Genomic DNA, 11,650 nt, shown 5'->3' on the forward strand with positions numbered 1-11,650 from the left:
CGGCGGTCTGCTCGGCCTCGGTGGGGGCGTCCGGCGGGTACACGAACACGCGGAACGCGCGCTCTTTGGGGGCCTCGGTCTAGTAGCCGGCGAAACGGTATCCACCGAGCGCCGCGCCCTCGGCCAGCGACGCCCACGGGACGTCGACGAGCGACTGGACGGCGACGTGCTCGAACCCCGTGAGCTGACGCAGGGCCGTTCCGACCGCGTCGCGGACAGCAGCGGCACCCGGGTCGGATCCGGCACCGACCACGGCGACGGGAACCGTCACGCCGGGCACGTGCACGCGCTGGAAGGATCCCGGCCCACCCGTGAAGCCGACCGAGGTCAGCGATGCACTGAGACCGTCCCAGCCCTCGGGATCTGTCGCGGAGCCGTTCGCCTTGGGGACCACGAGGAGGATCGCATCGGCGCCGGACTCGAGGACGGGGACATCGGTGTGCGTGACGGAGGGATACGGCATGGGTTCCATCCTAGGTTCGCGGCTGTTCGCTAGCAGCGGGACGCACCGTCGCCGAGGTGTCCGACCCGGCTCGTAGAGTGGAGACATGGCCTATCCCGCACCGCTGTACGACCGCGCACCCGCCGCGCCGCCGGTGCCGTCGGGGCTGCCGCTGGTCATCGCGCTCACGGGCTTCACCGATGCGGGCGGAGCCGTCACCCGCCTCGTCGAGTACTTCCGCGACGATCTCGAGCCGAACCCCGTCGTCGTCTTCGACAACGACACGCTGCTCGACTACCGCGCGCGGCGACCGCTCATCACGTTCGTCGAAGACCACCTCACGGACTATCGCCCCCCGCGCCTCGAACTGTCGCTCGCCCACGATTCGCTGGGCCAGCCGTTCCTGCTGCTCGCCGGCTACGAACCCGACTTCCTCTGGGAGGCGTTCGCCGAGAGCGTCCTGGAGATCAGCGCGGGCCTTCAGGTGTCGTCCGTGACGTGGGTGCACGCGATCCCCATGCCCGTGCCCCACACCCGTCCGATCGGCACCACCGTGAGCGGAACGCGGAGCGACCTCGCGGAAGCCCACTCGGTGTGGCGTCCGCACACGCACATCCCCTCGACCGCCGGGCACCTGCTCGAGTACCGCTTCGCCGAGGCCGGGGCCAAGGTCGCCGGCTTCGCCCTGCTCGTCCCGCACTACCTCGGCGACACGGAGTACCCCGCGGCGGCGCTGGCCGCGCTCGACAGCCTCACCGTTGCGACGGGACTCGTCTTCTCGGGTGAGGTCCTGAGGGAAGAGAACCGCGAGTTCCTCGTCAAGGTCACCGAACAGGTGGAGGGCAGCGACGAGCTGACCCGCATGCTGCAGGGACTCGAGGAGCGTTACGACGCCTACATGGCCGGCTCCACCCAGGCGACCCCGATCATCCACACGGGCGACCTGCCGAGCGCCGACGAGCTCGCGGCCGAGCTCGAGCGGTTCCTCGCCAACCGTCCCGGCGACGACGACCGCCGCGGGCGCCTCGGCTGACAGCCACGCACGCACGGCCGCGAAAGCCGGGCTCGGCGCGGACGCGCCCGCCCGCGACAACGCCGCACAGGAATACATCGCGGCCGTGAACGGTTGTATACGCACAGATGCCCGGTGCGCGTCAAGTCCCGCGCCGGGGATGTGAGACAATGAAGAACCTGACCCATTGTCGGCCGAACCTGGAGCCCGCTCCACCGGATCGGACTTGACAAGGGTCTTACTAGTGTCCGAGAACGACCGGCGGCCGTGCAACGTACGTTCCCGGTGAAAGGCGAAACGTGGCAGGCACGAACACCCAGACCCGCTCCCGCAGTGAGAAGGACACCGACCTCGACACCGCGGAGGAGACCACGACCGCGTCGAAGAAGACCGCGGCCAAGAAGGCCCCCGCCAAGGCCAAGGCGACGCCCGCCAAGGCGAAGTCCAAGGCGAAGGCCGACGACGACATCGAAGAGGACGAGATCGAGGAAGACCTCGACGAAGACCTCGAAGTCGCGGACGACTCCGACGACGACGACAGCGACACCGACGACGCGGCGAAGCCCGCGGCCAAGAAGTCGGACGACAGCGACGACGACGAGGACGACGAGGAGAAGCCCGCGGCGGCCACCGAGGCGCTCCCGACCGGCGCGATCGTCATCTCGTCGAGCGACGAGGACGACGTCCCCGTCTACTCCGCGCAGATCACCGGCGCGACCGCCGACCCCGTCAAGGACTACCTGAAGCAGATCGGTAAGGTCCCGCTCCTCAACGCGGCCGAAGAGGTCGAACTCGCGATGCGCATCGAGGCGGGTCTCTTCGCCGAAGAGAAGCTCTCGAACATGTCGCCGGCCGAGAAGACGAGCCAGCTCGGCCTCGACCTGCAGTGGGTCGCCCGTGACGGCCAGCGCGCGAAGAGCCACCTCCTCGGCGCGAACCTCCGCCTGGTCGTCTCGCTCGCCAAGCGTTACACCGGTCGCGGCATGCAGTTCCTCGACCTCATCCAGGAGGGCAACCTGGGCCTCATCCGTGCGGTCGAGAAGTTCGACTACACCAAGGGCTTCAAGTTCTCGACGTACGCCACGTGGTGGATCCGTCAGGCGATCACGCGTGCCATGGCCGACCAGGCCCGTACCATCCGCATCCCGGTGCACATGGTCGAGGTCATCAACAAGCTCGCGCGCGTCCAGCGCCAGATGCTCCAGGACCTCGGTCGCGAACCCACGCCCGAGGAGCTGAGCCGCGAACTCGACATGACCCCCGAGAAGGTCATCGAGGTGCAGAAGTACGGCCGCGAGCCCATCTCGCTGCACACCCCGCTCGGCGAGGACGGCGACAGCGAGTTCGGCGACCTGATCGAAGACACCGAGGCGGTCGTCCCGGCCGACGCGGTCGGCTTCACGATGCTCCAGCGCCAGCTCGAGTCGCTCCTCGACTCGCTCAGCGAGCGCGAAGCGGGTGTCATCCGTATGCGCTTCGGCCTCGGCGACGGGCAGCCCAAGACGCTCGACCAGATCGGTGACACGTTCGGCGTGACGCGTGAGCGCATCCGCCAGATCGAGTCGAAGACGATGGCCAAGCTCCGGCACCCCAGCCGGTCGCAGTCGCTGCGGGACTACCTCGAATGAGCGCCGAAGCCAACGCCGGGAAGGCGCTGACCCGCACCGTCGAGGGCACGACGTTCGCCCGCATCCCGATCCGCACGCGGGTCGTCATGCCGGGCGACGACCTCGACGCTTTCATCCTCGAGTACGCGAAGGATGCCGTGCAGCCGGGCGACCTGCTGTTCGTCACCGAGAAGATCGTCGCGATCACGCAGGGCCGCTCGTTCAAGCTGGACAGCATCAAGCCCCGCAAGCTCGCGCTGTTCCTGTCGAAGTACGTCACCCGGACGCCGTACGGCATCGGCCTCGGCATGCCCGAGACGATGGAGATGGCCTTGCGCGAGTGCGGGACGCCCCGCATCCTCTTCGCCGCAGCCGTCTCGGCCGTGACCAAGACGTTCGGACGCAAGGGCGACTTCTACCGCATCGCGGGCGACAAGGCGCGCGCGATCGACGGCCCGACCAAGGGCACGATCCCGCCGTACAACCAGGCCGTCGTGCTCGGACCCGAGCGTCCGCGCGAAGTGGCCGCCCGTCTCAAGGCGCTGCTCGGCATCGACCTCGACGTGGCCGTCGTCGACATCAACGACCTGGGTGGCAACATCCTCGGGTCGACGCTCGACAAGGCCGGCGAGAAGCGTCTCGTCGCGATCCTCAAGGACAACCCGCTCGGCCAGGGACACGAGTCCACGCCGCTCGGCATCGTCCGCCCCGCCTGACACCTCTCACGCGAAAGGCCCGCTCCCTCATCGGGGGCGGGCCTTCTCGGCATCCGGGGCGCTCACAACTCCGGCGGAATCAGTCGGCCGCCGCTCGGAGTGGCGCCCTGACGCAGGCATGCAGGACTTGCGCCCGAACCCCGCCGCAGCGCCCGATACGGCCGAGCCCGAGGACGGCGCCGAGACACCCCGCACGGCTGCCGCCCGAAACCGCACAACTCATGCAGAGTCCCTCCGCAGCCACGCCGACCGGCTTCCACGCGCGGGTATGCAGGAGTTGTGCGCCCCACGGGGGCGGGCCTTCTCGGCATCCGGGCTCAGAATCCGATCGCGGCGCGGGAACGCGGCTTGTGACCGGTGCGGATGCCGGTGACGCTGGGCTTGTTCTCGTACACGCCGGCACCCCAGTTGCCCTCGACGAGCACGGGGCCGTCGGGGCCGACGACGATGTCCCAGCCGACGTACTGCACCTGCGGGACGACGCGGGCGACGCGGTCGACGAACGCCTTCACCTCGTCGACGAACGGCAGCTGGAAGTCGCCGATCCGCACGCCCGAGTCGGGGTGGAACTCGTGCACGTGGCCGTGCGAGTCGTATCCGGCGCCGAGGGCGTGCCCGTTCTCGTCGAGCATCGTGTAGAAGCCGCCGAAGGTCATCTGGTCGCTGACCGCGCCGCGGCCGAACTTCTGCGCCATGGCGAGGATGTGAGTCTTCCGGCCGTCGAAGAACGCCGTGACGCGCGTGGTGTTGACGGTGCCGGGGCAGACCGCGGCGAGGTCGTCGTGCTGGCGGATGACCTCTTCCACGAGGATCTCGCCGCGCTCGAGCAGACCCCGGTGGAACGCCGTCCAGTCGTCGACCTCGGCCGCGTGATAGCGGTGCACGCCGGTGCCGGCCTGCCCCACCGGCTCCTTGGTCACGATCGTGCCGAGACGCTCGGTGAAGGCGCGCAGCTCGTCGGCGTTCGTCTCGTCGACGACCATCCACTCGCGGCGCAGGAACTCGCTGAAGCGGCGGTCGAACTCGACCTTGTCCTGGAAGATGTAGCGGTAGTCGGGGTGGTCGAACTTCTGCGAGATCTGGTTCGACACGGGGTGCGTCATGTACGTCGCGCGCTCAGCCGGGCTCAGGATCGCGAAGTCGTAGTCGATGTAGTCCTGGAAGCCGACGTTCTTCACGCCCGCCTGGTACAGCATGTCGGCGACGACGAGCGGCAGCGCCTTGCCGTGCTGCTCCGACGCCTCCTTCGCACGCTCGATGACCGACCCGACGTCGATGCGGCGGGCACGTCCGGCGAGGTAGCGCAGGCGGGGGACGAGGGAGAAACCCTGCTGAGGCATTGAGGCTCCGGGGTCGGCGACGGGGGACCCGGATAGTCTAGATGGCGTGACCTCCACGCTCCCCGTCCGCGCCGACGCCGGGGGAGTGGCTCCGGTGGCCCGCCTGTCTGAAGGCAACTTGCGCGGGAATGCGCTCCTCGCCGCCGCCCAGACCGGGGAAGGCGACGCCCTCGCGGTCGACGCCTGGGGACACGGCGCGGAGTGGGTGGCATCCATTCTCTCGGCGCTCGACATCGACCCCGGTGCGGTCGACGCGGCGACGCTGTACGGCCTGCCGGGCGGCGATCCGCGTGCGAAGCCCGTGCTGTCGCTGCACGGCCGCGTGCTCGGGACGAAGCCCCTCCTCGCGGGCGAGGGCGTCTCGTACGGGTACATCCACCGCGCGCCGAGCGACACGACCGTCGCCCTCGTCACGGGCGGCTACGCCCAGGGTGTCGTACGGTCGCTCGGAAACGTCGCCGACGTCGTGATCGCCGGGCGCCGGCACCGCATCGTGGGGCGCGTCGCGATGGACGTGTGCGTCGTCGACGTCACCGACGCCCGGCCAGAATGGGGCACGGACGCGGTGTTCTTCGGGGATCCCGACGCCGGGCACCCGTCGCTGAGCGACTGGACGGATGCCACGGGCTGGAACGCCGGCGAAATCGTCGCCGCCGTCGGGGCACGGGCTGTGCGGACGGTGGTCGCGTGAGCGCCGAGTACCGCGTCGATCTCGACGCCTTCGCCCGCAACCTCGCGCGCGTGCGGGAGGCGGTCGCCCCCGCGCAGCACATGCTCGTCGTGAAGGACGACGCCTACGCGCACGGTCTCGAGGCGATCATCCGCCGGGCCACGGCCGAGGGCGTCACGTGGATCGGCGCGTTCGACGTCGAGACCGGCCGCGCCGTGCGCGAGATGACCGGGCCCGACGCGCGCATCTTCGTCTGGCTCCTCGGCGGCGCCGACGACCTCGCCGCGGGAGTCGCGGCGGATCTCGACCTCGGCATCGGCGACGAAGCACTGCTCGCCGACCTCGCGGCGCTTCCCGACCTCCCCACGCCGGCGCGCGTCCACCTCAAGATCGACACGGGCCTGCACCGCAACGGCATCCGTCCCGAGCGGTGGGGCGCGGCGCTGGAGAGCCTCTCGCGTCTCGTCGGCGATGACCGCGCGACCTTCGAGGGCGTGTGGTCGCACATCTCGGAAGCCTCGGATGCCGACGACGACGACGCCCGCGCCCTCTTCCTCGCCGCGCGTGCTGCGGCCGTCGAGGCGGGACTCACGCCGCGGTTCTCGCACCTCGCCGCCAGCGCCGCCGGGTTCGCGCGCGAGCCGTTCCGCGAGGACCTCGTGCGGGTCGGAGCGTTCTCGTATGGCATCCGTCCCGCGGGAGGTCCGGGCGAGGCGGAGCTCGGAATCGAGCCCATCTCGTCGCTGATCGCCTCGGTCTCCGCGCTCGAGGGCGACGCCGTGCGTCTCGACCTGGGCAGCCTGCACGGGCTGCCGTCCGCGCTCGAGGGGCGTTTCTCCGTGGCGACCCCGGCGGGTCCGCGCCTCGTGCAGCGCATCGGGCCGAACTTCACGCTCGTCGAGGGATGGGCGGATGCCACCGTCGGCGACGACGTGATCGTGTTCGGGCGCGGGGGAGTGGCATCCGCGACGGATCTGGCCGAACTCATCGACACGATCGGCGAGGAGATCGCGCTGCGCGTCTCACCGGCCATGCCCCGCCGGTATACGTCGAACGGGCCCCGTTCCGCTCGATGAGAGCGGCGCGGAGCCCGTTCGGAGGAAGTCGGTCAGTCGCCGGCGGTGAGACGCGCGGTCTCGTCATGCCAGGAGGTGGCGATGCTGCGGAGCTTCTCTTCGTACTTGCGTCCGTGGTGGGCGCAGAAGAGGAGTTCGCTGCCGTTGACCTCGGCGGCGATGTAGGCCTGCGCGCCGCAGGAGTCGCAGCGATCCGCGGCCGTGAGGCGCTGATCGAGGACGGCGGACGCGTCGGGTGCAGTCGTGGTGGTCATGTCGGGTGCCCTCCTCGGGTGATCGTGGGCGAGTCTCCATATACAACCACGCGGATGTTTCCCCTATGCCGCGGCTTGATCACATTTCGCTGTGCGCGTACGGTGACCCGACCTCGCTGTGTGTCTGCAAGCCGATGTCGGAGCCCCCGATTACGCTGAGAGATCGTGACGTCCGAGTATTCCGCCCATCATCTCCAGGTCCTCGAAGGACTCGAAGCGGTGCGCAAGCGCCCGGGCATGTACATCGGCTCCACGGACTCCCGGGGCCTCATGCACTGCCTGTGGGAGATCATCGACAACTCCGTCGACGAAGCCCTCGCCGGGCACGGGACGCGCATCGACGTCCTGCTGTACCGCGACGGCAGTGTCGAGGTGCGGGACCGAGCGCGTGGCATCCCCGTCGACGTCGAACCGCGCACCGGTCTCACGGGCGTCGAGGTCGTCTTCACGAAGCTGCACGCCGGCGGCAAGTTCGGCGGCGGCTCGTACGCGGCCTCCGGCGGTCTGCACGGTGTCGGCGCGTCCGTGGTCAACGCGCTGTCCGAGCGTCTCGACGTCGAGGTCGACCGCGGCGGCAAGACGTACGCGATGTCCTTCCACCGCGGCGAGCCCGGGGTGTTCGCGGGCGACGGCCCCGACTCGGCCTTCACGCCGTACGACGCGAGCAGCGAGCTGCGGGTGGTCGGCAAGGCCGCGCGCGGCGCGACGGGTACCCGCATCCGGTACTGGGCCGACCGGCAGATCTTCACGAAGGATGCCGCGTTCGGATTCGACGAGCTCGTGCAGCGCGCGCGGCAGACCGCCTTCCTCGTTCCGGGGCTCGAGATCGTCATCACCGACGAGCGCGGCGACGAGCCGGTCGAGACGAGCTACCGCTTCGACGGCGGTATCTCCGAATTCGCCGACTTCCTCGCCCCCGACGCCGCGATCACCGACACCTGGCGCCTCACCGGCACGGGGACGTTCACCGAGACGGTGCCGGTCCTGCAGCCCGGCGGCTCGATGGTCCCGACCGAAGTGCAGCGCGAGTGCGAGGTCGACATCGCCGTCCGCTGGGGCACCGGCTACGACACGACCACCCGGTCGTTCGTCAACATCATCGCCACGCCCAAGGGCGGCACGCACCAGCAGGGCTTCGAGCAGGGACTCATGAAGATCCTGCGCACGCAGGTCGAGCAGAACGCGCGCAAGCTGAAGGTCGGCAACGACAAGATCGAGAAGGATGACATCCTCGCCGGTCTCACCGCGGTCCTCACGGTCCGGCTCCCGGAGCCGCAGTTCGAGGGCCAGACGAAAGAGGTGCTCGGCACCCCGGCCGTGCGGCAGATCGTGTCGCAGGTCGTCGCCAAGGAACTGACCGAACGCTTCGCCTCACCCAAGCGCGACGACAAGGCGCAGACGGCACTGCTGCTCGAGAAGGTCGTCTCCGAGATGAAGGCGCGCATCTCCGCGCGCACGCACAAAGAGACGCAGCGCCGCAAGAACGCGCTCGAGTCCTCGTCGCTGCCGTCGAAGCTCGTCGACTGCCGCTCGAACGACGTCGCCGACTCCGAGCTGTTCATCGTCGAGGGCAACTCGGCGCTCGGCACCGCCCGCGACGCCCGCAACAGCGCGTACCAGGCGCTGCTCCCGATCCGCGGCAAGATCCTCAACACGCAGAAGGCGTCGATCAGCGACATGCTGTCGAACGCCGAGTGCGCCTCGATCATCCAGGTCATCGGCGCCGGCTCCGGTCGCTCGTTCGACCTCGACGCCGCGCGCTACGGGAAGATCATCCTGATGAGCGACGCCGATGTCGACGGCGCGCACATCCGCACGCTGCTCCTGACGCTCTTCTTCCGCTACATGCGCCCGCTCGTCGAGGCCGGGCGCGTGTTCGCCGCCGTGCCGCCGCTGCACCGAGTGATCGTGATGAACCCCGGCTCCAAGCCGAACGAGACGATCTACACGTACAGCGAGCAGGAACTGCACGCCCTCCTCGCCAAGCTCAAGAAGGCGAACAAGCGCTGGCAGGAACCGATCCAGCGGTACAAGGGCCTGGGCGAAATGGATGCCGATCAGCTCGCGACCACCACGATGGACCGGGCTGGGCGCACCCTAAGGCGCGTGCAGGTGCGCGACATCGAAGAGGCCGCGAAGGTCTTCGACCTGCTGATGGGCAGCGACGTCGCTCCGCGCCGCGAGTTCATCGTCGACTCGAGCGACCGCCTGGCCCGCGAGCGCATCGACGTCTGACGCCGAGGCGCGAGAGCGCCGTTCTGGCGCTCCCGCGACATCGCGTCAGCGGATGGCGGTGCCGATCGCGCCCACGACCGCGTCGAGCGGCTGACCCGAGGCGTCGCGCTTGGCGCCGGGGTCGGGCAGCGTCCGCACGGATCCGTCCGTACCGACGGCCCGCGGGTCGGACCCGACCCACGCGAGCGTCAGGGCATCCTCGCCGCGCAGCAGGCGCTGCGCGCGCACGCCGCCGGTGGCACGCCCCTTGGCGGGGAACTCGGTGAAAGCCGAGACCTTGGCGCTCCCGGCATCCGTCCCCGCCAGCGCGGCGGTGGACCCCGCGACCGTGACGACGACGGCGTCGAACGCCGAGCCGCCGACGACGGCGAACGCGATCACGTGCGCACCGTCGGACAACCGGATGCCGGCCATGCCGCCGGCCGAGCGACCCTGCGGCCGCACGGACGAGGCGTCGAACCGCAGCAGCTGCGCGTCGTCGGCGATGAACACGAGTTCCGCGGCATCCGATGCCGGCGCCGCCCCGACCACGCGGTCGCCGTCGCGGAGGGCGATGATCTCGATCTCGGGCTTCGTTCCGAGCTCGCTCGCGGCGACACGCTTCACGATGCCCTGGGCCGTGCCGAGCGCGAGGGGCGGGCCGTCGGTCAGGGGGACGAGTGCGACCACCTGCTCGCCCTTGCCGAGGGTGAGGTACTGCTCGACCCTGGTTCCGGCGGCCAGCTGTACCGCGTTCCCGGGCACCGACGGCAGGTCGACGGGGGAGAAGCGGACGAGGCGTCCGGCGGAGGTCACCGCGCCGATGTCGCCGCGGGTCGTCGTGTCGACCGAGGAGCGGATCGCGTCATGCTTGGCGCGCCGCGTCGGCGGAACGACCCCACCGCCCGGGGCGTCGGCGGTGAGCTCGGCCCGCACCATGCGCCCCGTGGCCGAGAGGAACACGCGGCAGGGGGCATCGGCGATCTGCAGGTCGGCGGCCGCGGCGGCCTTCGCCGACCGGGGCTGCACCGGGCCGCCGTTCAGCAGCATCGTGCGACGCGGGGTGCCGTACGCCTCGGCCGCGGCCTCGAGCTCGCTGGCCACCTGGCCGCGCAGCAGGACGTCGCTGGCGAGGAGCTCGACGAGCTGGTCAATCTCGGCCTGCAACTGGTCGCGCTCGGCCTCGAGCTCGATGCGCGAGAACTTCGTGAGGCGTCGCAGGCGCAGCTCGAGGATGTACTCGGCCTGCGGGTGGGAGAGGTCGAACACCTCCTGCAGGCGCGTGCGCGCCTGCTCGCCGTCGTCCGAGGAGCGGATGACCTGGATGACCTCGTCGATGTCGAGGATCGCGATGAGGAGGCCCTCGACGAGGTGCAGCCGCTCGCGCTTGCGCGCCAGCCGGTACTCGCTGCGGCGGGTGACGACGCGGATGCGGTGGTCGAGGTACACCCGCAGCATCTCGCGCAGACCGAGGGTCTGCGGCTGTCCGTCGACGAGCGCGACGTTGTTGATGCCGAAGGAGTCCTCCAGCGGGGTCAGCCGGTACAGGTGCTCCAGCACCGCCTGCGGGTCGAAGCCGGTCTTGATGCCGATGACGAGTCGCAGGCCGTGCTGACGGTCGCTGAGGTCGGTGACGTCGGCGATGCCCGCCAGCTTCTTCGACTGCACGGCATCCTTGATCTTCTCGATCACCCGCTCGGGGCCGACGAGGTACGGAAGCTCCGTGATGACGATGCCGGTGCGGCGGGGGCCGAGCGACTCGATCGACGCCTTCGCCCGCGTCCGGAACGACCCCCGCCCGTTCTTGTAGGCGTCCTTGATGCCGTCGAGGCCGACGATGATGCCGCCCGAAGGCAGGTCGGGGCCCGGCACGAACTCCATGAGCTCGTCGACCGTGGCATCCGGGTTCTGCAGGAGGTGCGTCGCGGCGCCCACGACCTCGATGAGGTTGTGGGGCGCCATGTTCGTCGCCATGCCGACCGCGATGCCGGTCGCGCCGTTCACCAGCAGGTTGGGGAACGCCGCCGGCAGCACGTCGGGCTGCTGGAACTGCCCGTCGTAGTTCGGCACGAAGTCGACGACGTCTTCGTCGAGGTTCTCGGTCAGAGCGAGCGCCGGCGGGGCGAGGCGCGCCTCGGTGTACCGCGGGGCGGCGGGGCCAGTCGTCGAGCGAGCCGAAAGTGCCGTGACCGTCGATGAGCGGCACCCGCAGCGAGAAGTGCTGCGCGAGCCGCACGAGCGCGTCGTAGATTCGGGGCGTCGCCGTGCGGGTGCAGCTTTTCCATCACCTCGCCACCACACGGGGGCTCTTGACGTGGC

Annotated in this window: 9 protein-coding genes and 1 pseudogene; 6 read left to right on the plus strand and 4 right to left on the minus strand. The window is 70.0% G+C overall.

What is annotated here, in order from left to right; genetic code table 11:
• Window positions 1–79 precede the first annotated feature (79 nt).
• On the minus strand, window positions 80–463 hold the full coding sequence (locus I5G_RS06555; RefSeq protein ID WP_022878347.1) for a M17 family peptidase N-terminal domain-containing protein: 384 nt from the start codon (window positions 461–463) through the stop codon (window positions 80–82).
• Between the two features lie 85 nt (window positions 464–548).
• Between I5G_RS06555 and I5G_RS06560 the strand changes: the two genes are divergently transcribed.
• The 3 genes from I5G_RS06560 to I5G_RS06570 all read left to right on the plus strand — a co-directional run bounded on the left by I5G_RS06560 (window position 549) and on the right by I5G_RS06570 (window position 3,777).
• Window positions 549–1,475 carry a proteasome assembly chaperone family protein gene (locus I5G_RS06560; RefSeq protein WP_022878348.1) on the plus strand — a complete coding sequence of 309 codons (927 nt, stop codon included), beginning with the start codon at window positions 549–551 and terminating at the stop codon, window positions 1,473–1,475.
• 278 nt (window positions 1,476–1,753) lie between these two features.
• Complete coding sequence (locus tag I5G_RS06565; RefSeq protein WP_022878349.1) at window positions 1,754–3,082, plus strand: RNA polymerase sigma factor; 1,329 nt, start codon at window positions 1,754–1,756, stop codon at window positions 3,080–3,082.
• Window positions 3,079–3,777 (plus strand): coenzyme F420-0:L-glutamate ligase, encoded by a 699-nt coding sequence (locus I5G_RS06570; RefSeq protein ID WP_022878350.1) that lies wholly within the window; start codon window positions 3,079–3,081, stop codon window positions 3,775–3,777. Before I5G_RS06565 ends, I5G_RS06570 begins: the two co-directional genes overlap by 4 nt.
• Window positions 3,778–4,094: 317 nt before the next feature.
• On the opposite strand, the gene I5G_RS06575 is transcribed toward I5G_RS06570, so the two are convergent.
• Window positions 4,095–5,117: a sugar-transfer associated ATP-grasp domain-containing protein gene (locus I5G_RS06575; protein WP_022878351.1), complete on the minus strand. Its 1,023-nt coding sequence runs from the start codon at window positions 5,115–5,117 to the stop codon at window positions 4,095–4,097.
• A gap of 46 nt (window positions 5,118–5,163) precedes the next feature.
• Here I5G_RS06575 and I5G_RS06580 point away from each other — a divergent pair, with 46 nt between their 5' ends.
• Window positions 5,164–5,808, plus strand: a complete 645-nt coding sequence (locus tag I5G_RS06580) for an alanine racemase C-terminal domain-containing protein (protein WP_022878352.1) — start codon at window positions 5,164–5,166, stop codon at window positions 5,806–5,808.
• Window positions 5,805–6,863: an alanine racemase gene (locus I5G_RS06585; protein ID WP_022878353.1), complete on the plus strand. Its 1,059-nt coding sequence runs from the start codon at window positions 5,805–5,807 to the stop codon at window positions 6,861–6,863. The genes I5G_RS06580 and I5G_RS06585 overlap by 4 nt, the downstream gene beginning before the upstream one ends.
• A gap of 32 nt (window positions 6,864–6,895) precedes the next feature.
• Here the strand turns inward: I5G_RS06585 and I5G_RS06590 are convergent, their stop codons facing one another.
• On the minus strand, window positions 6,896–7,117 hold the full coding sequence (locus I5G_RS06590) for a hypothetical protein (protein ID WP_022878354.1): 222 nt from the start codon (window positions 7,115–7,117) through the stop codon (window positions 6,896–6,898).
• A 162-nt stretch (window positions 7,118–7,279) separates the two neighbouring features.
• Between I5G_RS06590 and I5G_RS06595 the strand changes: the two genes are divergently transcribed.
• On the plus strand, window positions 7,280–9,352 hold the full coding sequence (locus I5G_RS06595; protein ID WP_148286426.1) for a type IIA DNA topoisomerase subunit B: 2,073 nt from the start codon (window positions 7,280–7,282) through the stop codon (window positions 9,350–9,352).
• A gap of 45 nt (window positions 9,353–9,397) precedes the next feature.
• Here the strand turns inward: I5G_RS06595 and I5G_RS21070 are convergent.
• Window positions 9,398–11,650, minus strand: a pseudogene (locus I5G_RS21070) (DNA topoisomerase (ATP-hydrolyzing) subunit A); the annotation flags it as partial.

The organism is Microbacterium sp. B19 (assembly GCF_000333395.1).
In the GTDB taxonomy this organism is placed as follows: domain Bacteria; phylum Actinomycetota; class Actinomycetes; order Actinomycetales; family Microbacteriaceae; genus Microbacterium.